26 protein-coding genes are annotated in these 25151 nt (G+C 64.8%); 10 read left to right on the forward strand and 16 right to left on the reverse strand.

All coding sequences use genetic code 11. The features are described from left to right. Together Mrose_RS02330 and Mrose_RS18535 are read left to right on the forward strand one after the other, a co-directional pair. The coding region (locus tag Mrose_RS02330; RefSeq protein WP_119275826.1) for a CHAP domain-containing protein at positions 1–814 on the forward strand (814 nt) is incomplete at its 5' end. Further along, positions 811–1404: a hypothetical protein gene (locus Mrose_RS18535; RefSeq protein WP_147371550.1), complete on the forward strand. Its 594-nt coding sequence runs from the start codon at positions 811–813 to the stop codon at positions 1402–1404. The genes Mrose_RS02330 and Mrose_RS18535, both read left to right, overlap by 4 nt. Positions 1405–1610: 206 nt before the next feature. On the opposite strand, the gene Mrose_RS02335 is transcribed toward Mrose_RS18535, so the two are convergent. The 6 genes from Mrose_RS02335 to Mrose_RS02360 form a co-directional block, all read right to left on the reverse strand. Beyond that, positions 1611–3350, reverse strand: coding sequence for an acyl-CoA dehydrogenase family protein (locus tag Mrose_RS02335; RefSeq protein WP_119275827.1), 1740 nt, complete (start codon positions 3348–3350; stop codon positions 1611–1613). A gap of 206 nt (positions 3351–3556) precedes the next feature. After that, positions 3557–4186 carry a hypothetical protein gene (locus Mrose_RS02340; RefSeq protein ID WP_119275828.1) on the reverse strand — a complete coding sequence of 210 codons (630 nt, stop codon included), beginning with the start codon at positions 4184–4186 and terminating at the stop codon, positions 3557–3559. Positions 4187–4309: 123 nt separating this feature from the next. Then, the gene (locus Mrose_RS02345) at positions 4310–5482 is read right to left on the reverse strand and encodes a thiolase family protein (protein ID WP_119275829.1); all 1173 of its coding nucleotides are present in this window, start codon (positions 5480–5482) and stop codon (positions 4310–4312) included. 35 nt (positions 5483–5517) lie between these two features. Next, positions 5518–6033 (reverse strand): DUF4442 domain-containing protein, encoded by a 516-nt coding sequence (locus Mrose_RS02350; protein ID WP_245969458.1) that lies wholly within the window; start codon positions 6031–6033, stop codon positions 5518–5520. Positions 6034–6128: 95 nt separating this feature from the next. Beyond that, positions 6129–6740: an SGNH/GDSL hydrolase family protein gene (locus Mrose_RS02355; protein ID WP_119275830.1), complete on the reverse strand. Its 612-nt coding sequence runs from the start codon at positions 6738–6740 to the stop codon at positions 6129–6131. Positions 6741–6747: 7 nt separating this feature from the next. Further along, positions 6748–9042 (reverse strand): 3-hydroxyacyl-CoA dehydrogenase/enoyl-CoA hydratase family protein, encoded by a 2295-nt coding sequence (locus Mrose_RS02360; RefSeq protein ID WP_119275831.1) that lies wholly within the window; start codon positions 9040–9042, stop codon positions 6748–6750. Positions 9043–9147: 105 nt separating this feature from the next. Here Mrose_RS02360 and Mrose_RS19605 point away from each other — a divergent pair, with 105 nt between their 5' ends. Further along, positions 9148–9273, forward strand: a complete 126-nt coding sequence (locus Mrose_RS19605) for a hypothetical protein (protein ID WP_275052652.1) — start codon at positions 9148–9150, stop codon at positions 9271–9273. A gap of 116 nt (positions 9274–9389) precedes the next feature. On the opposite strand, the gene Mrose_RS02365 is transcribed toward Mrose_RS19605, so the two are convergent. From Mrose_RS02365 to Mrose_RS02395, 8 genes are all read right to left on the reverse strand, one after another. Beyond that, on the reverse strand, positions 9390–10544 hold the full coding sequence (locus tag Mrose_RS02365; RefSeq protein ID WP_119275832.1) for a BMP family ABC transporter substrate-binding protein: 1155 nt from the start codon (positions 10542–10544) through the stop codon (positions 9390–9392). Positions 10545–10680: 136 nt separating this feature from the next. Beyond that, complete coding sequence (locus tag Mrose_RS02370; protein WP_119275833.1) at positions 10681–11499, reverse strand: ABC transporter permease subunit; 819 nt, start codon at positions 11497–11499, stop codon at positions 10681–10683. Beyond that, positions 11499–12542 (reverse strand): type III polyketide synthase, encoded by a 1044-nt coding sequence (locus tag Mrose_RS02375; protein WP_119275834.1) that lies wholly within the window; start codon positions 12540–12542, stop codon positions 11499–11501. The genes Mrose_RS02370 and Mrose_RS02375 overlap by 1 nt, the downstream gene beginning before the upstream one ends. 7 nt (positions 12543–12549) lie before the next feature. Further along, entirely contained in the window at positions 12550–13335 is a 786-nt protein-coding gene (locus Mrose_RS02380; protein WP_119275835.1) for a nitroreductase family protein, read from the reverse strand. Beyond that, the gene (locus tag Mrose_RS02385) at positions 13336–13617 is read right to left on the reverse strand and encodes a hypothetical protein (protein WP_119275836.1); all 282 of its coding nucleotides are present in this window, start codon (positions 13615–13617) and stop codon (positions 13336–13338) included. A gap of 99 nt (positions 13618–13716) precedes the next feature. Next, a complete protein-coding gene (locus Mrose_RS18755; protein WP_182482635.1) occupies positions 13717–13887 on the reverse strand; it encodes a hypothetical protein in 171 nt (56 codons plus the stop codon). Between the two features lie 117 nt (positions 13888–14004). Next, on the reverse strand, positions 14005–15402 hold the full coding sequence (locus Mrose_RS02390) for a phosphoglucomutase/phosphomannomutase family protein (protein WP_119275837.1): 1398 nt from the start codon (positions 15400–15402) through the stop codon (positions 14005–14007). Between the two features lie 95 nt (positions 15403–15497). After that, positions 15498–15896: a hypothetical protein gene (locus Mrose_RS02395; protein WP_119275838.1), complete on the reverse strand. Its 399-nt coding sequence runs from the start codon at positions 15894–15896 to the stop codon at positions 15498–15500. A gap of 97 nt (positions 15897–15993) precedes the next feature. Here Mrose_RS02395 and Mrose_RS02400 point away from each other — a divergent pair, with 97 nt between their 5' ends. The 3 genes from Mrose_RS02400 to Mrose_RS02410 all read left to right on the forward strand — a co-directional run bounded on the left by Mrose_RS02400 (position 15994) and on the right by Mrose_RS02410 (position 19483). Continuing rightward, positions 15994–18138 (forward strand): ATP-dependent helicase, encoded by a 2145-nt coding sequence (locus Mrose_RS02400; protein WP_119275839.1) that lies wholly within the window; start codon positions 15994–15996, stop codon positions 18136–18138. Positions 18139–18189: 51 nt separating this feature from the next. Continuing rightward, positions 18190–18642, forward strand: a complete 453-nt coding sequence (locus Mrose_RS02405) for a hypothetical protein (protein WP_119275840.1) — start codon at positions 18190–18192, stop codon at positions 18640–18642. Positions 18643–18751: 109 nt separating this feature from the next. Continuing rightward, complete coding sequence (locus Mrose_RS02410) at positions 18752–19483, forward strand: hypothetical protein (RefSeq protein ID WP_119275841.1); 732 nt, start codon at positions 18752–18754, stop codon at positions 19481–19483. Here the strand turns inward: Mrose_RS02410 and Mrose_RS02415 are convergent. After that, entirely contained in the window at positions 19476–19973 is a 498-nt protein-coding gene (locus Mrose_RS02415; protein WP_119275842.1) for a hypothetical protein, read from the reverse strand. The two genes, Mrose_RS02410 and Mrose_RS02415, sit on opposite strands and share 8 nt — an antisense overlap. 185 nt (positions 19974–20158) lie before the next feature. Between Mrose_RS02415 and Mrose_RS02420 the strand changes: the two genes are divergently transcribed. Then, positions 20159–20503, forward strand: coding sequence for a DUF4342 domain-containing protein (locus Mrose_RS02420; protein ID WP_119275843.1), 345 nt, complete (start codon positions 20159–20161; stop codon positions 20501–20503). A 304-nt stretch (positions 20504–20807) separates the two neighbouring features. On the opposite strand, the gene Mrose_RS02425 is transcribed toward Mrose_RS02420, so the two are convergent. Further along, positions 20808–22139 carry a cytochrome P450 gene (locus tag Mrose_RS02425; RefSeq protein WP_119275844.1) on the reverse strand — a complete coding sequence of 444 codons (1332 nt, stop codon included), beginning with the start codon at positions 22137–22139 and terminating at the stop codon, positions 20808–20810. A 119-nt stretch (positions 22140–22258) separates the two neighbouring features. Here Mrose_RS02425 and Mrose_RS02430 point away from each other — a divergent pair, with 119 nt between their 5' ends. Genes Mrose_RS02430 through Mrose_RS02440 form a run of 3 tightly spaced genes read left to right on the forward strand, consistent with a single transcriptional unit; the run spans position 22259 to position 25123 of the window. Then, a complete protein-coding gene (locus Mrose_RS02430; RefSeq protein ID WP_119275845.1) occupies positions 22259–23767 on the forward strand; it encodes a carboxypeptidase M32 in 1509 nt (502 codons plus the stop codon). Positions 23768–23799: 32 nt separating this feature from the next. Continuing rightward, a complete protein-coding gene (gene mobA, locus Mrose_RS02435) occupies positions 23800–24537 on the forward strand; it encodes a molybdenum cofactor guanylyltransferase (protein WP_119275846.1) in 738 nt (245 codons plus the stop codon). 43 nt (positions 24538–24580) lie between these two features. Next, positions 24581–25123: a hypothetical protein gene (locus Mrose_RS02440; protein WP_119275847.1), complete on the forward strand. Its 543-nt coding sequence runs from the start codon at positions 24581–24583 to the stop codon at positions 25121–25123. The last annotated feature ends 28 nt before the right edge of the window (positions 25124–25151 follow it).

Here is a 25151-nt window from a genome sequence, read left to right on the forward strand (position 1 = left end):
CGACGGCGCGGTGGAGTTCACCGCCAAGTACGAAAGGGGGAAGTTTCGGGGGCAGACCCGGCAATTCCGCAACGGGCGGCTCAGTTTCAGCCCAGGGGGCAAGCCCAAGACCCTCGAGGGGGAGTGGTTGGGCAAGGATGAGCGGGGGGAGGAAACTATTTACCGACTTACGGCTGTATGGGTGCCTAATTCAGGGATTGCGATCAATACCCAACTGATCGAGGAAATTAACAACGCTTCCAGATCGGATAGGACGAGTGGGTATAAATCCCCCTACTGGGGAAAGCAAATTGGTTCACTTGATGGTATTCCTGTATATTATAATGCGCGCGACGAAGGCAACAATAATAGAAGAAACAAACTGGAAGACTCCAATGGAAAGGTAATTTATGATTTTGGATTAAAGTGGCAATGCGTCGAATTTATCCGACGCTATTTCTACTACAAACACGGTTTCTTATTTGAGGGCCGTGGGGATGCCCACTCCTATTTTAGCGATGAAGTCAAGGACGGCGGAAATCACCGCGGGCTCAGGCAGTATGTAAATGATCACGGCTACGACCGCAGAGTAGGAAAATTTACTGGTAAAGGCAGCGTTTCAAAGCCACAGAAGGGCGATCTGATCGTAATGCACTATTCTACCACCGGCCATGTTGCGATCATCGGTGAGGTCAGCGATGACTCCATCACCATCGTGCAGCAGAATGTCGAAACCGATGTTACGGAGAGATTCCCGCTCGAGAAGGTGTTCGTCGGCGGTGAAACCCGCTGGCGGATCAACAGCACCAGGGTTAGAGGGTGGCTGAGGCCATGAAACTGCAATCCCTTGGCTTGAACTTGAAATGGCAATGGCGTGTGATTCCCGTAGGTATCGTGTTGCTCTTCATTGGCGTTGCCCTTGTTCAGAGTTCTGCAAACGGAGTATTGGGCACTAAAGGCAGCCTGATGAATACGGTGTTTTGTGGTCGATACAAATGCAAACCTGGCGAGGACCGCGGACAGTTATACACGACTATTCCCTTAGAAAGATCTTTCGGCAATAAGCATCCTCAAATAGCTAACCAAAGCATTCACGCAGCGAGAGATCAAGACTCAACAATAGTTGCGCTATATACCTTGATACCAATAGTCAAGAACATAAGGCCCGAACAAACGAAGTATATTTCCGACTTATATCAATCCCTTTTAGGTATAGACATGAGAGGGGACTTCTTGCAGAGGTGTTTATTGGCAAAGCGCAATTCAATAGGAGTAGGTGAAAAAGTGGTTCAAGAAGGTCGTCTTGCCAACAGGGTTGGGAAATACAAGTCTTTTATACTCGAGTGCAAACTCGATCTGAGTGATATCCCCTCCGATCCCGAAATTACGAACCTACTGGAGTTGAATTTCCTCGCAATGCCGTAGATCGTGGTGGGTTGAAGATTGATGAGAACAGCATTCTGGGATGACTTAGTAGGCCAGGATAACCGCGAGCAGAAGACCCCAGGTGCTGCGGTAGGAGCGCAAGGAGAAACCCAGATGGTCTCAATGCGGCGATTTCGTGCTTGATGGACGTGCCCCAAAAATACAATACCCCCGCGCCTTTGCGGGGGTATTGGCCACACCTATGCTCAAGCCCTGGGCTGCGGGTAGCCTTCGGCCTCGAGCACCTTCTGGGCAATGCGGCGGCGTAGGTCCACGAGGTCGGTGGGCTCGTGCTTGGTCAGGCGACGCACGGCGGAGGCCATCACGCGCATCTCGTCGCCTTCAGCCAGGCGGGGCAACACGCCGAGGGCGGCGGATTGAGCGCGGTCGAGAGCCTGGTAGAGGTAGAGGGTGGTCATGTCGGCGTAGACTCCGCCCCCTAAGCGGCGCGAGCGCAACAACATGGACTCGGCGGCGTAGATGTCGATGAGGATGTCGGCGGCGGTGGCCAGGATTTCCTGCTCCTCCTCGATCTTGGTGGTGTACTTCAGGGCCGCCAGGCCGCTCGTCATCAGCACCAGTTTCTTGAGGTTGTCGATCTGGGCGAGCTCGAGGTCGTCGGGCTGGTCGAAGGAGGGCTCCAAGAGCTCCTTCTGCAAGCGGGTGGCGGCGTCCACCAGCGGCAGTTCGCCCTTCATGGCCCGCCTCAGCAGCATGCCGGGAATGAGCAGGCGGTTGATCTCGTTGGTACCCTCGAAAATGCGGTTGATGCGGCTGTCGCGGTAGGCCCGCTCGATGGGGTACTCGGCGCTGTAGCCGTAGCCGCCGTGGATCTGCACACCCTCGTCCACGCAGTAATCGAGCACCTCCGAGCCCAGCACCTTGATGATGCTGGCCTCGATGGCGTATTCCTCGATGCCCGCCAGCACCGCCTCGGTGCCGCTCTTGCCCTGCAAGGCTTCGTCGATGAGGCCCACGGTGCGGTAGGTGGCGCTCTCCCCGGCATAGATGCGGGTGGCCATCTCGGCGAGCTTGTGCTGGATCAGGCCGAAGTGGGCGATGGGCTTGCCGAAGGCCACGCGTTCCTTGGCGTACTTGGCCGACAGCGCCAGGGCGTGCTTAGCCCCGCCAATGGCCCCTGCACCCAGCTTGTAGCGGCCCACGTTGAGCACGTTGAAGGCGATCTGGTGGCCCTTGCCGATGGTGCCCAGCACGTTCTCGACAGGCACCTTGACGTCCTCGAGGATCACCATGCGGGTGCTGCTGGCCTTGATGCCCATCTTCTTCTCCTCAGCGCCGAAGGACAGGCCGGGGGTGTCGCGCTCGACGAGGAAGGCGGTGAACTTCTCGCCATCGATCTTGGCGAAGACGGTGAAGAGGTGGGCGAAACCGGCGTTGGAGATCCACATCTTGGTGCCGTTGAGGACGTAGTGCTTGCCGTCCTCGCTGAGCACCGCCTTGGTCTTGGCCGCCAGCGCGTCGGAGCCGTTGCCGGGCTCGGTGAGGCAGTAGGCCGCGATCCACTCGCCACTGGCCAGCTTGGGCAGGTACTTGGCTTTCTGCTCGGGCGTGCCGAAGTAGACCAGCGGCAGGGTGCCGATGGAGGTGTGAGCCCCGTAGGTCACGCTGAAGCCGCCGGTGGGCGAGAGCTCTTCGGCGACCACGGTGGAGATGGTCTTGGAGAGGTCGAGACCGCCGTACTCCTCGGGAACCTCGATGCCCAAGAGGCCCTGCTCGCCGGCCTTGCGCATCAGGGGTACGTTGAGCTCGAGCTCGCCGTGCTCCAGACGCTCGGCCACGGGCTGGTATTCGCGCTCGACGAAGGTGCGGGTGGTCTTGATGATCTCGCGGACGGTGTCGTCGAAGTCCTCGGGAGTGAAGATGCCCTCGGGCCTCTCCAACAGCCAGCCGCCGCCTTTTTTCGCCAGTTTGCGATCTGCGATCATGCCTGTACCTCCGGGAAACTTATACCGAGTCAAAGTTTATACCAAGGCAAAGCCTAAGTCAAACCGCCCCGCCTGGAGCAGCCATTCGGAAGACTCGAGCCACGCCCTTCACCAGATCCCTTGCGGACGCGTCCGCAAGCCACCCCGACGCAACGGCCTGATGTAACGTAACGGATCGGCTATCGGCAATTTCCGCGTCTATAGAGCTACTTGGTGGGCTCGACGAGCACCTGGAGGTCTTGCTGAGTCCTTTTTCCGCTGAGCACGTCCTCGATCTCAGTGCGCAGGGTGTACTGCCCCGGCGGGGTGTTCGCTGGAACATCGAAGGCCAGCACCATGTGGAGCCCGGTCGTGAACTCGATGTTCAGGATGCTTTCCGGCAAGGTGGGATCCATCTGGGTAGGCGGGGCCAGGTCTCTGTGCTCCGCCTGAAGGCACTCGAGCACGCCCTCAGCGGAAATCAGACCCGCAGACCAGTTCCCCGGCAATTGGCGCAACACGAACCCCTCCATCGAGCGACGGGTGGTAAGGCCGGGATACGTGCAGCGAGCGAAAGGGTTGAACAGGAGTTCCCTGAGGCTTCGCTCGAAGATGGGGATTGAGGTATAGCCCAGGCTCTCGATCGAAACATTGGTGAGCTGTCCCCCCACAAGCCGGGTAGCCCTGCCACGCCAGCGCTGCTGGTCGTAGTCTGCTGCGACATACCAACGCTGGCCGGCGGTAACAGTGAGCAGCCGGCTCGAGGTCAGGTCGAAGGGCCTGGTCGAGACGCTTCCCAGCGGCACCGGGGCGCAGCCAGCCAGGGCAAGGATGAGAAGAGACAAGTAGCGAGCCATGGTTCTAGCCTGTTCAATGGGGCTCTGGCTGTCAATCGGCCAAGCGACGGACAGCCGGACATGCCCACTGGTCTTCCCCTCAGCCCAAAGCGGCGGGGCCCAGGGTCAAAGGAAGAGCGAAGATTACAGGCTCGAGTAAACCTCGAACACCCCCGCAGCTCCCATCCCCCCGCCGATGCACATCGTCACCAGGCCCAGCCCACCCCCACGCCGTCCGAGTTCGTGGATGAGCTGAGTGGTGAGCTTGGCCCCCGTAGCCCCCAGCGGGTGGCCCAGCGCGATGGCCCCGCCGTTGACGTTGACGATCTGGGGGTTGAAGCACAACTCGCGCATCACCGCCAGCACCTGCGCGGCAAAAGCCTCGTTGAACTCGATGAGCTTGATGTCCTCGAGCCCGATGCCGGCCTTGGCCAGCGCCTTGGGCACGGCCTTGATGGGCCCCACGCCCATGATGTCGGGCTCCACGCCCCCGGTGGCGAAGCTCACGAAGCGGGCCAGGGGCTTTAGGCCCAGCTCATCGGCCTTCTCGCGGCTCATCAACAGCACCGCCGCGGCCCCATCGGAGTAAGGCGAGGCGTTGCCCGCGGTCACGGTGCCGCCCTCCTTGAAGGCGGGCTTGAGCTTGGCCAGGCGCTCGAGGCTGGTGTCCGCGCGCGGGATCTCGTCCTTGGCGAAGTAGGTCTCTTCTACTTGTTTCTTGGCTCCTTTCCAGCTCACCCGCTTCACCGCCACCGGCACAATTTCTTCATCAAACCTGCCCTCGGCCTGCGCCCTGAGCGCTTTCTGGTGCGAGTCATAAGCCCAGGCGTCCTGGTCCTCCCGACTCACACCCCAGCGCTGGGCCACCCGCTCGGCGGTGAAGCCCATGCCGATGTAGGCCTCGGTCAGCTCGGGGTGGAGCTGGGTGTGGTAGCCCGACATGGGCACCTGGCTCATCATCTCCACCCCCCCGGCCAGCACCACCTCGTTCATGCCCGAGAGGATGGCCTGCGCCCCGTAAGCGATGCTCTGCAGGCCCGAGGAGCAGAAGCGGTTGATGGTGGCTCCGGTAACCTCGACCGGAAACCCCGCCCGCAGGAGGGCCAGGCGGGCGATGTTGAGGCCCTGGCTGGCCTCGGGCATGGCACAGCCCCACTGCACGTCCTCGACGATCCCGGGGTTCACCCCGGCTTTTTCGATGGCCGCCTTCATCACGGTGGCCGAGAGGTCGATGGGGTGAACGCTGGCGAGCGCCCCATCGCTCTTGCCGCGCCCTACGGCGCTGCGGACTGCACTGACGATCACGGCTTCTTTCATCTTGGCTCCTTTGTACTCGGTTTAATCTTTTCCGACTATGACGCAACACCCTTCCTGCGGATGTAGAGGGTTTTTTCGAAGGAAGCGTGGACCACGCCGTCCTTATCCACCAGCTCCACCGGGTAGACCCGGTCTACGGAGGGGTTCTGCGCGGTGAGGGCGCGGATGGTCCCCAGCTCCTCGTCGGTGAGCACGAAGCGGGCGTAGAGCGTGGCCTTCCCCGGCTTGCGGAAGCGGATGGTGGCCGCCTTGTCCCACACGATGTAATCGGGCCCCAGGACCTGGATGAGCATGAGCATGTAGATGGGGTCGATGGCGCCGTACATGCTCCCACCGAAGATGGTGCCCACGTAGTTGCGCGTGCGCCAGTTGAGCGGCAGCGCCACGTGAACCTCCTTCCAGTCGGCGGCGATGTAGGTCACCCGCCCGCCGGTGCCCCGGTAGGCCGGGAACAGGTTGAAGCCCCAGCGCCAAATGCGAGTGCGCCAGCTTTCGCTCTTCCTTTCCCCCCTCAATAAGGGGGCCTGGGGGGATTTATCCCTGACAGCCACGAACCCCTCCCTCACTCATTGGGTAAAGCAAAACAGCCTCTTGCACACCGAGATCCCTCGACTCCGCTTCGTGCCGCCTAGGATGATAGGCTCATTCACGTTGGGGCTCCGACCTTGATTCCGTGCCGCTCGAGCACCGGCGCCACCTGCCGGGCAATCTCGAGATACCCCCTGGCGTTGGGGTGCACCCCGTCCTCACTCCACAGCGCCCTGTCGTACTCCAGCGGATGCTCCCAGAAGTCGAAGAACACCGCATCGTACCGCCGGGCCAGGTCGCGGATGAGGTCGTTGGCGGTCTGGAGGTTGCGCTTCACGCGCTCGCGGAGGGGGTCGGGCAGTTCGAGCCGCAGGGTGAAGTTGGGCAGGGTCGAAGTGAAAATCCGCGCCCCGATGCTCTGGAAAGCCCCCAGCATCAGGCTGAGCTCAGCCCGCACGCTCTCGGCGCTGAAGGGCCCCTTCAGGCAGTCGTTGGCCCCGGCAATCACGCTCACGAAGTCGGGCCCCAGGCTGAGCCCGCGCTGGAGTTGCTGCGCGCGGACTTCGGCGGCGCGCAGCCCCCGGCTGGCGAGGCCGACGTAGCGCAGGCCGGGGTTGGCCGCCTGCATCCACTGCGCCAGCCAGTCGTGGGCCGACTGCAACCGAACCCCGTCCACCGGATCGCCGATCCCCGCGGTGAAGCTGTCGCCCAATGCCACGAAGTGCCGCATAACCCCATCAGTTCCGCAGCGGCTTCCCGGTCTTGAGCGTGTGGGCGATGCGCTCTTGGGTCTTGCGGGTGCCCAGCAGCTTGAGGAAAGCCTCGCGCTCGAGGTCCAGGATGTCCTGCTCGCTCACCTCGCGGGCCGGGCCGTCGCCGCCGCACAGCACGTAGGCCAGCTCGGCGCCGATGCGGGCATCGTGCTCGGAGGCTTGGCCGGCCTCCTGGAACTGCCACAGCGCGTAGCGCAGGTTGCCAATCCCTTCAGCGCCCAGGGCCCGGATCTTCATGGGCACCTGGGGTACGTAGTCGGGGGCGAGGTCGAGCACGCGCTGCTTGGCATCGGCGATGAGGCGGTCGCGGTTCATGCTGATGCGGTCCTGGCCCCGCAGGAAGCCCATGTTGCGGGCCTCGAGGGCGCTGGTGGAGGTCTGGGCCAGGGCGATCAGCTGGAAAGCCCGCTTCACGCCCTGGAAAAGGTCGGCCTCGGGGCCATAGGCGGCGAGTTCGCTGGTGAAGCGGAAGAGCATCTCCTTGGTGCCCCCGCCCGCCGGGATCAGGCCCACGCCCACCTCGACCAAGCCCATGTACAGCTCGGCGTGGGCCTGGATGAGGTCGGAGTGCAGGCTGAACTCGGCCCCCCCGCCCAGCGTCAGGCCGAAGGGGGCCGACACGACGGGGAAGGGCGAGCGGCGCAAGCGCATGGCGGTCTGCTGGAACTGGTGCGTGGCGAGGGCCATGCTGTCCCAGTCACCCTCCTGCGCCGCCATCAGCACCAGGGCAAGGTTGGCCCCGGCGGAGTAGGTGCGGGGGTCTTCGTGGGAGAGCACCAGGCCGTTGTAACCGTGGGCCTCCACCCAGTCCAGCGCCTTGTGCAGGTCGCGGATGACCCCCTCACCCAGCGTGCCCATCTTGGCGCGGTTCTCGAAGAGGGCCACCCCGTCGCCCAGGTCGAGCAGGGTGGTTTCCTTGCCCTCCAGCAGCACCTTCCCCGCCGCCTTCACCTCGGCGAGCTTGATGACGCCCTCCTGCTTGGGCACGGGATAGTAGTGACCGTCGAAGCCCAGGTAGGAGCCGTTCTTGTAGAAGCTGCCCTGGGCCTTCTTGAGCAGTTCGGGCTCGGAGAGGCCGTGCTCGCGGAAGAGCTCGCGCACGGTCTCGAGGCCCACCGCGTCCATGTTCTTGAACGGGCCCTCGCTCCAGCCAAAGCCCCACTCGAGCGCGTGGTCCACCGCCACGATGTCGTAGGCGATCTTCTCGGCGGTCTCTAGGGTGTAGTGCGCGGTCACGGCGAAGAGCTTGCGCATGAACTGGCCGTGCTTGCCCGGCAGCTTGAGCAGCCCGCGCAGCTTGTCGTGCAGCGGCGCGTCCTTGAGGGCGCCGAGTTCGGGGGTGCGCAGCTTCTGCTGCGCAACGTACTCGCCGGTGGTGTAGTCGAGGGTGAGGATGTCCTTGCCCACCTTCTTGTAGAACCCGGCCCCGCTCTTCTCGCCCAGCGCCCCCTTCTCGATGAGCCCGTTCACCCACTCGGGCAGGGCGAAGTCCTCGCCGGTGTTGTGGGCAAGCTCGGTGGAGACCAGCTTGAGCACGTCGAGGCCGGTGAGGTCGGCGGTGCGGAAGGTGGCCGAGTTGGGGCGGCCCAGCAGGGGTCCGGTGAGGGAGTCCACCTCGTCGATGCTCAGGCCGAACTCCTGCATGATGCGGATGGCCTGGATCATGCCCATCACGCCCAGGCGGTTGGCGACGAAGCCGGGCGCGTCCTTGGCGACGACGATGCCCTTGCCCAGGATGCGCTCGCCGAAGCGGGTGACGGCCTTGAGCACCTGGGGGTCGGTGTCGGGGGTGGGGATGAGCTCGAGGAGGTGCAAGTAGCGCGGGGGGTTGAAGAAGTGGGTGCCCAAAAAGCGCCTGCGGAAGCCCTCGCCGCGGCCCTCGAGCAGGATGCTCATGGGGATGCTCGAGGTGTTGGTGGTGATGATGGCTTTGGGTGCAGCGGCCTCGAGGCGGGCGTAGAGCTCGCGCTTGGGCTCGACCTTCTCGATGATGGCCTCCACGATCCAGTCGCAGTCGGCCAGCAGCTTGAGGTCGTCCTCGGTGTTGCCGAGCTGGATCAGGTCGGCCCGGGCCTTGTCCATGAAGGCGGCCGGGCGGGCCTTGAGCTGCCGCTCGAGACCCTTCTTGGCGAACTCGAGGCGGTCTTCCTTGCCGGGGATGTCGAGCAGCACCACGGGCACACCCGCCGAGGCAGCCAGCGCTGCGATGCCTGCGCCCATCGTCCCGGCCCCAACCACACCAACTTTTCGGATCTGCATGGTGGATAGTCCTCCTAAAAACTTGAACCGAGTCAAAGTTTATTACACACGGGTCGCCAGCGTCCAGTGCCCTATGGCACAGTAGGTTCGGGGGCGTGGAATCGCTTGTATTCATCGCCTTGTCAGAGCACGCTCGAGATCCGGGGGTTCGTCTCGCTGCCCATAAGCCTGTGGCCGTTCGTCACGGCCGGGGTGCTCCTCTTCGGCCTGGCTCGAGCCTTCAAGGGCTGATCCCGAGCGTCGCCCGTCCCGCCCCGACCGACCCTCTGCGACCGAAAACCAAAATCAGGGCGCCCACGAGGGGCGCCCTGCACGCTTTTCTGTAGCCGTGTAGCCTATGCCTGGCGCTACTGCTTGGGTTCGTCGGCGACCTGGCCCACCACGCCCGGAGCCATCCACTGCATGCTGTTGAGTTCGGCGACGGTCATGGTCTTGCCCGCCGGGACCCGCAGCACACCGTAGCGGTCCTTGATGGGACCGGTGAAGGGGTCGAAGGTGGGTTTGGCGCTCGACATGTTCTTCAGGAGCTCCATCACCCGGTCGTAGACCGAGACCTGCTTGCCGTTCACGGTCATCTTGGCCGCCTTGAGCGCGGGGATGAACTTGGGGTTGATGGGCATGCCGGTCTGGGCGCCCAGCTCGACCGCGCCCTCGCGCAAGAGCCACCAGTAGTCCACGTCTTGCAGGTTCTTGTTGGTGTAGGTGCCGTTTTGCACCTTCTTCAGGAAGTCGATGTAGATCTTGTCCCAGTGCACGATCTGGCCCGAGACCACGTAGTCGGGGGCGTACTTGTACATGGAGTTGTAGTGGGAGAAGCTGGGGATCTTCTTCCTGGCCGCGGTCTGCACCACGGTGGCGGTGTCCTCGGTGAAGGCCAGGATGTCGTTGCCCTCGGCGATGAGGGCCTCGGCGGCCTCGCGGGCCTTGGCCGGGTCGAACCAGGCGTTGATCCACTTGACATTGATGGTGGCCCTGGGGTTCACCGCCCGCACGCCCAGCGCGAAGGCCGAGATGTGGCGCTTGAGCTCGGGGATGGGGAAGGCGCCCACGTAGCCCACCTTGCCGCTCTTGGTGAGGGCGCCGGCCATCAGGCCGTTGAGGTAGTAGACCTGGTAGAAGTCGGCCATGTAGGTGGCCATGTTAGGGGCCCGCTTGAAGCCGGAGGCGTGAGCGAAGATCACGTCGGGGTACTTCTTGGCGGCCTCGAGGGTCTGATCCATGAAGCCGAAGCTGGTGGTGAAGATCACGTTGCAGCCATCGGCCACCAGGCGGTCGATGACCGGCATGGCCTGGCCTTCGGGCACCGACTCGACGTACCTGGTCTCGAGGCCAGGAATGGCTTTCTCCGCTGCCAGGCGGGCCTCGTTGTGGGCGAAGGTCCAACCCACGTCCCCGATGGGCCCTACGTAGACGAAACAGGCTTTGAGCTTCTTGTCCTGGGCGGTGGTGGTCCCCAGGCTCAAAAGCAAAGCGACCAGCGCAAGCAGCCAACGCATTCTCATACCGCTCCTCCCTCTCCTCGCTTCCGGCAACGCAAACCCTGCGAGCCGTTCGCTGACGCGAATATACACTCTTTCCACCGCCCCTCACCAGACGGGGAAAGGGGGACCGGGCTATGATCGACCATCGACATTCAACCTACCTCTCCCCCCGCTGATAAGGCCGCCCCAGAGCCTCCGGCGCGGCGCCCTGCACCCGGCGCAACCCCGCCAGGGCCAGCACGACGATGACCAGCAGGTAGGGCATGGCCGCGAAGAACTCGGTGGGTATGCCGCTCTGGCCTTGCAGGCGGAACTGGAGGTAGTACAGCAGGCCGAAGAAGATGGCCCCACCGATGGCCCGCAAGGGGCTCCAGCCCACGAAGATCACCAGCGCCACCGCGATCCAGCCCAGGCCCACGGTCATGCCATCGGTCCAGGAGGGACGGTAGGACAGCGAGAGGAAGGCCCCGGCCAGGCCGGCCATCGCGCCCCCAAAGGCCACCGCCAGGTAGCGCACCCGCACCACATCGACCCCCAGGGCGTCGGCAGCAGCGGGGTTCTCCCCCACCGAGCGCACCACCAGGCCCAACCGGGTATAGGCCAGTCCGAAGGCCAGCAGCAGCGCCAGCAGCACCGCGCCCAGGGTGAAGGGCCATTCGGGAGCCTGGTTGAACAGGGGAAAGCCCTCGAAGCGTTTGCCCAGCAGCCCCGCCACGCCCAGGCCGATCATGGTCAGCGCCAGGAACAGCAAGAGCCACAAGGGCCACAGTGGGCTCAGGCTCTGGCGCGTTCCACCTTCGAACAGCACCCCCAGCAGCCACGCGCCGTGCAGCAGGAAGAAGTACGGGTAGTGCTCCCGCCCGTACTCACCCCCGCCCCGCTCGAGGGCCCAGTGCAGGTTGCGGTAGGCCAGTCCCAACTCGAGGAGCCGCTGGATTAGTACGACTCCCACGGCAAAAAGCACCAGCGTGAGCATCACCAACGCAATACTACACCCTCGACGGCGAAACCTGGACCCAGAGCCAACAGCACCCCCGCTACCTTGCCCTCGACCCTCTCCAGCAGCCGCTCGAGCACGAAGAGCACCGTCGGGCTCGACATATTGCCGTAGCCCATCAGCGTGTGCCGGGAGGCTTCGTAGCTGTGCTCGTCGATGGGCAGGGCCTGACGGTAAGCGCTCAGAACCTTGCTACCTCCGGGGTGAAGTACCCAGACCCCCACGTCCTGGGCCTTCAGGCCGTAGCTCGCTAATCCATCCTTAATCAAAGCGCCCAGCCTGTCCGCGAGCAGTTGGGGGATGCTCTGGGCGAAGCGCACCTGCAAACCCGGCTCGATCACCTCCCAACCCATCACCTCGTAGGACTCGGGCAACAGCCTCGAGAATCCCCCCACCACTTCGGGGCCCTCACCGCTGCCCAGCACCACCGCTGCGGCTCCGTCGGCGAAGAGGCTGGTGGCGACCAGGTTGGCCCGGGAGAGGTCGCCCCGGATGAACGTCAGGCTGCACAGCTCCACCGCCACCATCAACACGCAATCTTTCGGGTAGAGCCGGGCCAACTCGGCAGCCCTGGCCAGCCCCGCCGCCCCGCCCGCGCAGCCCAGACCCCAGATGGGCAGCCGGATGGCCGACAGTGGGATGCCCAGGCGCTGCACCAGATGGGCCTCGAGGCTGGGCGTGGCGATGCCGGTGGTAGTTACCAGCACCACCGCTCCTATTCGCTGCGGGCTAACCCCAGCCCGCTCCAGGGCCTTGCGGCTGGCTTCCTCGGCCAGCTCGAGGGCCACCTTCTGCCACAGGCGGTTTTTCTCGGCGAAGCTGTGCTCACGGGTGAACCACTCCACGGCAGCCGAGACATACCGCGTCTCGATGCCGGTGTTCTCGAAAACCTTGATCAGCCGCTCGATGCCCTCGAGCTCTTGGAACATCGCCCTCGCCATCTGCTGCGCTTCGGACTGGCGCACCTGGTAGGGCGGGTTGGCGGTGCCAAGACCCAGGATGCGGGGATGAAAGAGGCTCATAGTCAGCCTACTGATCGGATTCGGGCGTGCGGCAGGTGTCGCGGAAGACGAACTGCGAGAGGCGTTTGCGGTGGTCCGACTTCCAGTCGATGCGGGGGCGGGGCCTTTCGGGGGGCACGTAGCCCAGCCGGTACACCGCCATGAGCTCGAGTTCCGCGGGCACTTCCAGCAGCCGCTTGACCTCCTCCCAGGCTTCGGGGATCTCCATCGGCGTGCTCACGAACTGGATGCCCATGCCCAGCTCGACGGTGGTGAGCCAGATGTTCTCGATGGCCATGCCCAGCCCCAGGAGGCTGTAAAAGCCACAGAGTTCGCCAGGGCGGTATTCCTGCTTGTCCAGCAGCGCCGCCAGCAGCAGGGGAGAGCCCGCGATGAGCTTACGGTTGTCCTCTCCCAGCATGCGCGGCACGCCCAGCCTTCTCAGAAGCCCCAGCGCGCCAGGGCTCATGATCTGGCGGGTGAAAGGCCGCAGCGGCCCCGGCAACTGGTCGATCAGGATGCCGTCGCGGCGCTCTTCCATCTCCTTCTCGCTGAAGCGGAAGTAGGGGCGGTAGCGCTCGAAGAACCTGCCCTCGGCGATGAGGCGCTCCATCGAACTGCCCCCCAGCTCGGCGATGTGGGCGATGATGGCCCTGTTCTCGATGAGCACGAAGCGCCAGGGCTGGGAGTTGAAGTGGCTGGGCGCACGCGAGGCCGCTTCCATGAGGAGGTGCTGGTGTTCCCTGGACACCGGCTGTTCGAGAAAGGGCCCGTTGGTGGTCCTGCGCTTACGGATGACCTCGAGAAACTCCATTCACACCCCCACTGCGAGCAGGTATCCCATAAGACCGGCGATCCCCAGCGCTGGATGCAGCCAGCTACCAGGCCGCGCCCTGGGGAAATAAGCCAGGCAGGCCAGGCTGAGCAGCAGCCACCCCTCCCGCGCCAGGACCAGCGCCGCCAGCGCCGAGACAGACACCGCGAAGTAGAGCACGTGGTGCCACACCCCAAAGCGCCCCAGTCGCAATTGAGCCGCCAGTCCTACGGCAAGGTTAAGCAGGTAGAGCCCCAAAGCCACCGCCAGCGCGGGATGCATCAGCCCCAGCATACCGGGGTCGCACCAGAGCACCGCAATTGGGGATACAGCGCACGTATACCCCTAGATACGCAGGAGGCGCCGGTTCTGGATGTGGGCTCAGCGCAGCGCCGATTGCAGCACGATCCCCACGATGGTGCCCAGCAGGCTCCATAGCAGTGGGATGAGCCAGCGCCGCTCCTGTACGTGGGCGATGCTGCGGGCGTGCAGGTCGATGGCGGTCTTAGTCAGCGTGGCGATCTCGTCGGGGCTCAGGGGGCGGCGGGTCACGTCCTTGTAGCTCTCGTCGCTGGCCTCGGCGACCTGGAGCTCCTGGGGCGCTCGCGGCGCTCGAGGACGCTATAGCTGCGACCGAAGCCGTAGATGCCGAAAAAGCGGCTTCCGGCATCAAGCCTCGACCAGCCTTTTGGCTTCGGCCAGAATGCTTTTTACGGCCTGCTCGCTCTGGGCCTCGCAGTAGACCCTGAGCACCGGTTCGGTGCCCGAGGCCCTGAAAAGCAGCCAGCTCCCGTCCTCGAAGAGCCACTTCACCCCATCGAGGGTGTCTGTACCCACCACCTTCTGCCCTGCGATGGGCTGGGGGCTGGAGACCTTCTCCACCACGGCGCGGATGTGGTCCATGCTGGGCAAGTGCAAATCCAGGCGGTCGTAGCTGTGCTTGAAGCCCACCTCGGCCTCGATCTCGGCGAACTGCTCGCCCAGGCCCTTACCGCTCTTGACCACGGCCTCGAGCAAGAGCAGCGCGTTGAAAATCCCGTCGCGTTCGGGCAGGTGGATGTCCACCCCGATGCCGCCGGATTCCTCGCCGCCGATCAGCACGCCGCCTTTGAGCATTTCGTCGGTGATGTACTTGAAGCCGATGGGGGTGGTGAGGAGTTCGACCCCTAGCTTTTTCGCCAGCAGTTCAACCACGCGGGAAACCGAGAAGGTCTTGACCACCCGCCCGCTCAGGCCCCGGCGCTGGACGAGGTGTTTGAGCAGCACCGCGAAGATCTGGTGGCTGTTGAAGTTGGCCCCCCCTGCCAGCACGGCCCCGATGCGGTCGGCGTCGCCATCGGTGACGGCGGCGAAGGTGGTGCCCTCCTCGGCCTTGAGCACGGTCATGACGGTGAACTGGTTGGCGGGGATGGGCTCGGGGTTGACCCCGTAGAACATGGGGTCGGGGACCTCGTGGATGCCGCGCACCTCGAGCTTGAGCCCGGCGTGCTTGGCGAAGCCCGAGATCCAACCGCCCCCGGCCCCGCCCATGCTGTCGTGGTAGAGCACACCCTCGTAGCCGCGTAGGGCCTCGATGTCCAGCAGGCTCATCAAGTGGTCGTAGTAGGGCTTGCGCACGTCGAAGCGCTCGATCTTGTGTCGGGAGGGGTCGAAGGGCTTTGCTTCGGTGCCCAGCTTCTTCTCCACCTCGGCGATGAGGGCGGGCACCGCTGCTCCACCGTAGCTGCCCTTGATCTTGAAGCCCAGGTACTCCGGGGGGTTGTGGCTGGCGGTGATCATCACCCCGCCGTCAGCTTGCAGGTGCTTGACCGCGAAGGAGAGCACCGGAGAGGGCACGTAGCTCTTGGAGAGCAGCACCTCGAGCCCGTTGGCGGCCAGCACCTGCGCGGCCCGCTCGGCGAACCTGGCGGCCAGGAAGCGGGTGTCGTGGCCCACCACCACCCGCTTCGCGCCTTGAGAGTTCAGATAATCCGCATAAGCCTGGGCTACCTTCGCCACGTTGTCGAAGGTGTAATCTGCGCCAATAACCCCACGCCATCCATCGGTGCCGAACTTGATAGCTGCCATACCTGGGACATTCTAAGGCTGCGTGAGGGCTACTGACGGTCGAGCATGAGCAGCCGATGGCCGCCTCCAGGCCCCTTGGCTCGAGGTGGGGGGGTTCAACCTGCTTTGGGTTTGATGTCGAGGGTGAGGTTGTCGTAGTTGTAGAGCGTGCCGGACTCGCAGTAGACCTGGGCCTCGAGGGTGGTGATCGCCGGGTCCAGGCTCTCCTCGGCTTTGACGTTGAGTACCGCGTTGGGGGTTTCTCCCTCGAAGGTGGGGGGCGTGAGGGTGGCGCTCAGGCCGCTGGGCAGGGAGCCGCCCGCCTGGGTGCGCACCGAGCAGATCACGGGGGCCGTGAAGTCCTTGGCCCGCTCGAGCGCCACGATGGCCGCAGAGCCGTTGGAGTCGCCACGAACGACCTCGAGCACCTTGGGGTTCACGCTGATGCGGAAGGTGAAGACGTTGCAGCCGCTGAGCAGGCCAAGCAGAGCTAGCAAGGCTAAGGTCTTGTGCATAAGAGCAGTCTACCTTCTGGCTTCCACGGGCTGTCCCGTAGCACGCACACCGCCTTACCTTTGGCCGAGGGGCAGGTGGTAGACTTCGGGGGCTGTTATGGATTTGCTTTCCTCGCTCAACGAAGCCCAGCAACAGGCGGTGCTGCACTTTGAGGGCCCAGCGCTGGTAGTGGCCGGGGCGGGCTCGGGCAAGACCCGCACGGTGGTGCACCGCATCGCCTACTTATTGCGCGAGCGCCGGGTCTATCCGGGTGAAATCCTGGCGGTAACTTTTACCAACAAGGCCGCCGGGGAGATGAAGGAGCGCCTGGAGAAAATGGTGGGCGGCCTGGCCGGAGACCTGTGGGTCTCGACTTTTCACTCAGCAGCCCTGCGCATCCTGCGGGTGTACGGCGAGTGGGTGGGGCTCAAGCCGGGCTTCGTGGTCTACGACGACGACGACCAGGGCACCTTGCTCAAGGAAATCCTCAAGGATTTGAACCTCGAGGCGAGGCCAGGGCAGTTCCGGGCGGTGCTCGACCGCATCAAGAACCGCCTGGGCGGGGTGGGTGAGTTTTTGCGTGAGGCCCCCGACTTCGTGGCGGGCGTGCCCAAGGAGCAGGCCGCCGAGGTCTTCCACCTCTACCAGAAGGCCCTGCGCGGCCAGGGGGCCGTGGACTTCAACGACCTACTGCTCCTGGCCATCGAGCTCTTCGAAGAACACCCCGAAATCCTGGCCAAGGTGCGCCAGCGTGCGCGCTTCATCCACGTGGACGAGTACCAGGACACCAACCCCGTGCAGTACAAGCTGACCCGGCTGCTGGCGGGAGAGAAGCCCAACCTGGTGGTGGTGGGCGACCCCGACCAGTCGATTTATGGCTTTCGAAATGCCGATATCAACAACATTTTGAGCTTCACCAAAGACTACCCTGGTGCGAAGGTCTTTCGCCTCGAGGCCAACTACCGCTCCACCGCGGCCATCCTCGAGGTCGCCAACGCAGTCATCGAGAAGAACACCGCGCGGCTGGAGAAGACCCTGCGCCCGGTCAAGGGCGGCGGGGAGAAGGTCAGGCTCTTCCGGGCCCCCAACGCCCGCGAGGAAGCGGCCTTCGTAGCCCGCGAGATCGCCAGGCGTGGCAGCTTCGGCCAGATCGCGGTGCTCTACCGTACCAACGCGCAGTCGCGGCTGTTGGAGGAGCACCTGCGCCGCGCGGGCATCCCGGCCAGGCTGGTGGGGGCGGTGGGCTTCTACGAGCGCCGCGAAGTGAAGGACCTGCTGGCCTATGCTCGCGTGGCCGTCAACCCGCTGGATACCCTCTCGCTGCGCCGCATCGTCAACACCCCTCCGCGCGGCATCGGGGCCAGCACGGTGGGTAAGCTGCTGGAGTACGCCCAGAAGCAGGGGATTTCAGCCCTCGAGGCCTTCCGCCATGCCCAGCAGGTCATCAGCCGGCCCCAGCAGGTCGAGGCTTTCGTCAGGCTGGTGGACGATCTGATCGAGGCCGCCTACGACACTGGCCCCCGCGAGTTCCTCAAGCGGGTGCTCGAGGAGACCGGCTACCTCGAGACCCTGCGCGCCGAACCCGACGGCGAAGAGCGCATCGCCAACGTGGAGGAGTTGCTGCGGGCGGCAGGCGACTGGGAGGAGGAGGTGGGGGGCACCCTGGCCGACTTCCTCGACACCATCGCCCTCACTGCCTCGGCGGAGGAACCGGCCAAGCGCGTACAGGACGGCAAACTCGAAGACCCCGAGGCCGGGGGGGATGAGGTCACGCTCATGACGCTGCACAACGCCAAGGGCCTGGAGTTCCCCGTGGTGTTTTTGGTGGGGGTCGAGGAGAACCTGCTCCCCCACCGCAACAGCCTCTCCCGGCTGGAGGACCTCGAGGAGGAGCGCCGCTTGTTCTACGTGGGCATCACCCGCGCCCAGGAAACCCTTTACCTGAGCTACGCCGAGGAACGCGAGGTCTACGGCAAGCGCGAGTACACCCGCGAGAGCCGCTTCTTAGCCGACGTGCCCCCGGAACTGCTCGAGGAGGTCTCGGCCTTTGGCAGTGCGGGTGCGGCGGTGGTGATCCGCCCGGCCAAGGTGGAGGAAAAGAAGCCTCTAGGCGCGTTCAAGGGGGGGGAGAAGGTCCGGCACCCCCGCTTCGGGCAGGGGACGGTGGTCGCGGCGCTGGGGGCCGAGGTCACGGTGCATTTTCCGAGCGTTGGATTAAAGAAATTGGCGGTTCAGTTCGCGGGGCTCGAGCGTATAGACTGAGTCGATAGTTTTCCTGGCTCGGCACGCGGGGGCTCGTACGGGAGTTGAACCATGCGTAAATGGCTGATTGCACTGACGGCGTTCTGCGGCATTTCCTTCGCCGGTGGGCTCGATTTCGGCGTAGGGGTGCGCAATGGCCCCTATGGCAATTTCGTGGGTAGCCTGGGCGCCTATCTCGACGGTTTTCCCCTCGACGTGCGCACCAACCTGGTCGTGGGCGGCCCCAACGGGCTGATCCTCACCGCCGAGGCGCTCTATACCCTGCCCATGGAGCTTATCGTTCGCCCTTACGTGAGCGGGGGAGTGGGGGCGGGGATCACCGTGCGCCAGGGCACCGGGGAGATCACTTTCTCACTGGGGCAGACCTGGTACGGCTTCGTCAGCGCCGGGGTGCAGTTCCCCGACCGGGGCTACCGGCCCTACCTCGAGGTGACCCAGTTCGTCGGCGCCGATGTCTTTACCCTCTTCCGAGCGGGTTTTGTGGCTCAGGTGCGGATTCTCTAGCCAACGATCGGTGGCCAGACGCCCAACGCAAGACGCTGTCCGTAAGGGCTGGCTCCCGACTTTCCCGATCTCTAGGCAGGAGAGGGGCGAGGGAATACACTGGCCTTTCGTGAAGCCCCTGGTCATCCTGCATCAGCGCTCGAGCCAGCTTCTTTCGCCCCTGCTCACGGCTACGGTGGGCCACAAGCTGCCCCTGCACGTCTACGCGGCGGAGGTGGGGAGCGGCCTGGTGGCGGCCCTGGCTGGGCTGGTCCCGCTGGGCTTTGCCGGGGCGGTGCTGGAAGACCCCCAGGTTCGTATCGATGCCCTGAAGCTGGTGGGGGCGCTCGAGCCCGAGGCCCGCGAGGCTGCGCGGGTGGATTTGGTGGTTCCCGAGGGAGCGCGGCTGCGGGGCTACTACCTCGAGGGCATGGCGCTGGCCAACTTGCTCCACCGCTACGCCTTTGGCGACCGGCTGCTGTGGCTGGGGCCGCTGCGCCCCGAACTCACCGCCGGGTTGCGCAGCGTGGCGCGGGTCTCACTGGTGGCCCCCAGCTTTCCCGAGGGCGACGCCTTCATGGCCCGCGTCCCCTCGCCCCAGCGGGGCGACGTGGTAGTGGGCCTCGAGCGGGCCGAGGCCCTGGCCCGCCACAGCGACTTGCTCCTCTACGCCGGCGGGCCGTTGCCGCTGGAGATACTCCAGCCCTACCACACGTTACTGGCCTTGCAGAGTGTGCCCAAGGAGGCCTACCGCCTCATCGGCCAGTACATCGGCCCCCAGGAGCTCCAGCGCTTTCACCTCTCGGTGATCCTCGAGGCGCTGGGCTTCGCCCTGCCGCCGGACGCCTTCGCGGTCAGTTGAAAGTCCCGTAGGGGGGCTGCCCGAAGCGTTGCAGCAGCCTGGGGCTGATCTCGAGCTGGGGGTTCTTGTGCTGCACGGCCTCGAGGATGGCCTGGGCCACTTCCCGCGCGTTGCTCAGATAGCGCAGGTTGACGGCGGCCAGCGGAAGCTTGTCGCCGAGCCGGGCCAGCACCAAGTAGCGGTTGCCGCCCAGGTCGCGGCTCAGGTCGGCCAGGTTGGGCTGGGCGAGGTCGGTATGCTGAGCCCCCAGCAGCCTGCGCTGGGTGAGCCGCTCGGGGGTGACCTCTACCCGGTCGAAGAAGAGCAGCTCGAGGCCCATCCGCAGCAGGTAAAACACCATCGCCAATACGATGACGAAAGCCGCCCAGAAGGGATCAACCCCTTGCCAGTACCCTGCGATGAGACTCCAGAACAGGAAAAGGGTGGAGAGCAGATAACCCACCCCCACCACATAAGCCGTGGGTGCCTTGCGACTACGAATGGTTTTCATCGCTCCTGAGTTTATTGCCTCGGGGGTGAGTCGTTGAGGGCTGGGAAAGGGGGGAGCGAGGGGTTACGGGTGTTGGGAGCCTCGTGGCATAGGGGTTGGTGATCGGCGTCTTCGAGACAACAAACACGTGTTCGGTTTTTTTGGCCTTCATCCGGTGGGTACACTGAAGGGGAGGAGGTGAATTCATGGCAGGGAATTCGCAGGAACCCAAAGGCAAGACCTGGGTCGAGGAGATCGAGATTTCAGGCGGCCAGCTCGTCGACAAGGTACGCGAACTCGTGCAGGAAGGCAACGCTCGCCGGGTAACCGTGTGCAAGGAGAATGGGGAGGAAATCTTTTCAGTGCCTCTGACGGTGGGGGTGCTGGTGGGTGGCGTGGTAACGGTGGCTCTGCCCGTGCTGGCGGCGCTGGGCGTGATTGCCGGGATCGTCACCCGTGTACGGCTGAAGATCGAGCGCGAGGAGGGGGCCACCACCGAGATCAGGGAGGAACCCATCACCGAAGTCAAACCCGAGGACAAGCCCCTCTGACGGGGGACCGGACGTGACCGAGGGAAAGAAGACCCGGAGCTGAGTCTGAGGAAGGGAAGCAGCAAAGCCTTGACCCTGAACGGGCGAGGAATCCTGTAGGGGCGAACCTCGTGTTTGCCCTGTTCGTCGCTCCCCTGACACCCCGCCCACCCCCTCCCGCGTGAGCCGCACACCCCGGCCGGAGCAGGGCAGTACGGCGTGAGCGCCCTTCCACTGGGAAGTGGGGCTGTAGTTGGCCTGCGGGGTGGGCACAACCCCAGTGGATGATCGATTTCAAAAGGCGTTCAGCTATCGACCATCGACTTCAGCGCCGCTCGAGCCGCATCCACAGGCCCCCTTTGGGGCGGATCGTGACCAGGGGGGCGGCCTCGACGGGCTTCGGGTCAGCAGGGCGAAGGCGGTAGCGCTGGGCGACGGTCGCGAGGATGAGCTGGCCTTCGACCAGGGCGAAGCTGTTGCCGATGCATAAGCGGGGGCCGCCGCCGAAGGGGATGTAGGCGTAGCGTGGGGGGCGGGCGTCCTCGAGGAAGCGCTCGGGACGGAAGGTTTCGGGCTCGGGCCAGACCTCGGCCTGGCGGTGGGTGAGGTAGGGGCTCAGGATCAGCAGGGAGCCCCTGGGGATGGGGTAGCCGCCGACGGTGTCGGGCCCGGTGGCGCGACGGGTGATGAGCCAGGCGGGGGGGTAGAGGCGCAGGGCCTCCTCGAAGACGGCGCGGGTGTAGGGGAGGCGGGGGAGGTCATCCATGGTCGGGGTGCGGCCTCCTAGGACCTGGGCGAGCTCGGCGTGCAGCGTGGCCTCGGCCTGGGGGTGTTGGGCCAGGAGGTGCCAGGTCCAGGTGAGGGCGCTGGCGACGGTCTCGTGCCCGGCGATGATGAGGGTGATGAGCTCGTCGCGCAGTTGGCGCAGGGTCATGGGTTGGCCGTCGTCGTCGCGGGCCTCGAGCAGCAGGGAGAGCAGGTCGTCGCGGGGTAGGCCCTGGGCCCGGCGCTCCTCGATGAGCTGGTAAACGGCCTGGTCCAGCACGCCCAGGGCCTGCCGGAAACGGCGGTTGCGCGCCGTGGGCACCCAGGCCGGGGGGCCGAAGGGGTTTTGGGCCTTGTGGATGACGTAGTCGAGGGTGGTGAGCGTGGCCTCGACCATGCGCTTGGCGGCAGCCGAGAAGTCGCTGGAGAAGAGGGTGAGCCCCACGACCTCCAGGGTCATCTCCATCATCTCGTGGTCGACGTCGAGCGCTTCACCTTCGCGGGCCTTCCAGCGTTCTAGCATCCGCACGGCGGCAGCGGTCATGGCTTCGCCGAAGCCCGCGATGCGCTGACGGTGGAAGGCGGGCTGGGCCATGCGGCGCTGGCGCAGCCAGAACTCGCCGTCGCTGGTGAGGAGGCCCTGACCCGTCACCATGGCCAGGTTGGTGAACTGTAGCGTGCGCTTGGAGTAGTTCCGGGCGTTGTCTTGCAGCACGTGCTTGACGGCGTTGGGCTGGGCGATGCTGAAGATGTGCAGGCCCGGCACAGGGAGCCGCACGAAGGGGCCGTAGCGCCGGGCGAGATCGAGCAGAAACTCGAGGGGGTCCTGCTGGAACTCGCGCAGCCGGGGCAGGAGTTCGCGGGGGGTGGGGCCGGGCACAGCTTGGCGCATCCGTGCCGGATGATAACCCACCCTGCCGCGCCGACTGGGCTGCAACTCGCCGATCCCGCGGTCATCAACTCGGATCGGGTCATAGTCTTTGAAGTTCAGCCCTCTATATCATGGGCGGCATGACTGCGCGCGAAGCCTACGAGTGGCTCGAGGGCCACAGCAAGGAATCGGCTTACCTGGGGGCTTTCGGGGCCCTGGCTAATTGGGATCAGGCTACCTACACCCCCCGCAAGGGACACCCGCACCGGGCCATGATGCAGGGCACTCTGGCCAAGCTGCTGCACCAGCGGGCCACCGACCCCCGCATCGGCGAGATGCTGGCGGTGGTGGAGGGCTCCGAGCTGGTGGCCGATCCCACCTCGGTCGAGGCGGTCAACGTGCGCGAGTGGCGGCGCAGCTTCGAGCAGCAGACCAAGATCCCCGAGCGCCTTGCCGTCGAGTTGGCCCAGGCCACCGCCGAGGGACAGGCGGTGTGGGAAGAGGCCCGGCCCAAAAACGACTGGGAGGGATTCAAGCCCGTACTCAAGCGCATCTTCGCGCTTACCCGCGAGGTGGCCGACGCCCTGGGCTACGAGAAGGAGCGCTACGATGCCCTGCTTGACCAGTACGAGCCGGGGGCTACCGCGGCCCAGCTCGAGCCCGTGTTCAAGCGCTTGCGCGAGGCCACGGTCGATCTGCTGCGCTGCTTGGAGCAGGCCCCGCGCAAGCCCGATGTCTCCGTCCTCCACCGCTATTTTCCCCGCGCAGCCCAGGAAGCCTTCGCCAAGGAAGTCATTGCCAGGCTGGGCTTCGACCTCGAGGCCGGTCGGCTCGATTCGGTAGCCCACCCCTTCATGATGGGCATCGGCCCAGGTGACGTGCGCCTGACTACCCGCTACTTCGAGGACTACTTCAACCCGGCCTTCTTCGGCACCATCCACGAGATGGGGCACGGCCTCTACGGCCAGGGCTTGCTGGCCGAGCACTACGGCACGCCCATGGGCAGCGAGGTCTCGCTGGGTATCCACGAGTCGCAAAGCCGCACCTGGGAGAACCTGGTGGGCCGCAGCCTGGGGTTCTGGCGCTACTTCTGGCCCCTGGCCCAGCAGCACTTCGAGGCTTTGCGCGACGTGCGGCTGGAGGACTTCCACTTCGCCATCAACCAGGTTCAGCCCAGCCTGATCCGCGTCGAGGCCGACGAGGTGACCTACAACCTGCACATCATGATCCGCTTCGAACTCGAGCTGGCCCTGCTGCGCGGCGAACTCTCGCTGGACGACGCCCCCGAGGCCTGGAACCAGAAGTACCGGGAGTACCTGGGCATCAGCTCGCCCACCCTGGCCGACGGGGTGATGCAGGACGTGCACTGGTCGGCGGGCCTGATCGGCTACTTCCCCACCTACAGCCTGGGCAACCTCTACGCCGCGCAGTTCTTCCGGCAGGCCGAGAAAGAACTCGGGGCGCTCGAGCCCCAGTTCGAGCGGGGCGAGTTCGCACCCTTCCTGGAGTGGACCCGCCGCAAGATTCACCACCAGGGCAGCCGCTACTGGCCGCGCGAGTTGCTAAAGAACGTGACCGGCGAGGACCTGAACCCCGAGTACCTCATCCGCTACCTCCACGGCAAGTTCAGAAGCCTGTACGGGGTTTGACGTTCGGTCTTCGACAAAATATTGTGGCTGCCGTGGAAGCCATCGTGCTGGCAGGGGGACGTCCCGACGATCCGCTGGCGAAGCGTTTCGGTGTGCCCAGCAAGTGTTTCGTGCCCTTTCGGGGGCGTCCGCTGGTCGAGCATGTGCTGGAGGCCCTGGCCGCCTCGGGCCTCACCACGCTGGTGGTGGGGCCGGAGCATCCCCTCGAGCCCGCTCCCAGGCTCCAACTGCTCGACCGGGGGGGCATGCTGGAGAACCTCGAGGCCGCGCTCGAGGTCGCGCACTCGGATAAGGTTCTGGTCGCTTCGGGTGACATGCCTTTCCTGAGTGCCGAGGCCATCCGCTACATCCTGGGGCAGGCTCCCAAGGCCGGGCTGGTCTACTGTGCGGTGCGCAAGGAGGAGATCGAGCGCTCCTTCCCTGGCATGCGCCGCACCTACGCCCGGCTCAGGGAGGGCAGCTTCACCGGCGGCAATGTGATCCTGCTCGACAAACAGCTCTTCAGCTCGGCGCTGGGGCTGGCCCGCAAGGTGGTGGCACTGCGTAAAAACCCCCTCGCCTTGGCCCAGATGATCGGCTGGGGCGTGCTCCTCAAGCTGCTGCTGAGCCGGCTCAGCATCCCGGAACTCGAGGCCAGGGTCTCGCACCTGCTGGGTATGTCTGCACGGGCTCTGGTGGTGCCTTTCGCCGGGGTGGGTGTGGACATCGATAAGGAAGAGGACCTGGTGTGGCTGGAGCGAGGCGCAGTGCGGACGGGTCAGGACCTGTAGAGGTGTGGGCCAGGGCCGCTCAGGGTATTCTAGGGAAGACGACATGCGAACCGTTCGAGAGCTACGCCTTGCTGGTTTGATCGCCTACCTCGCCGCCCTCATTGCTGGAATTCTGGCTTCCGGCCTGGTTCACCTGGCCTTTGGGCGAAGGGGGGCCTTCGGCTGGGACGGCCTGAACTTCTTCGGCCTGCTCGAGGGCATCTGTTTCTTGCTGGTCTTCACCATTTCGCTGTGGGTATTCAAAAGGGCGGTGCGGGTGACCACCACCACCCTGCTCTCAGCGGGGCTTTTCGTGCCCACCTCGGCTAAGGCCCTCGCCAAGCCCATCCCCGTGCTCGATGGGCTGGGCACCGATTCGCTGGAGACCCAGCTCGCCGTCATCCGCGAGGGCGGGGTGCCCATCGGGGTGATCGGCCTCGAGGACTCCTTGGTCCCCTGGGAAGAAGCCCCCGTGGTGGGCAGCGACATCGCCGCCAACGACCTCTCGGTGATGTTCCGCAAGTACCCGGTGGTCATCGTGGCCGACGGCGACACCATTCACGGGGCCATCCGCCGCGAGGCTTACTTCAAGTACCTCGGTGCATGAAGACAACCCAGCCGGATCCCTAATATCG

This window comes from Calidithermus roseus, assembly GCF_003574095.1.
In the GTDB taxonomy this organism is placed as follows: Bacteria; Deinococcota; Deinococci; order Deinococcales; family Thermaceae; genus Calidithermus; species Calidithermus roseus.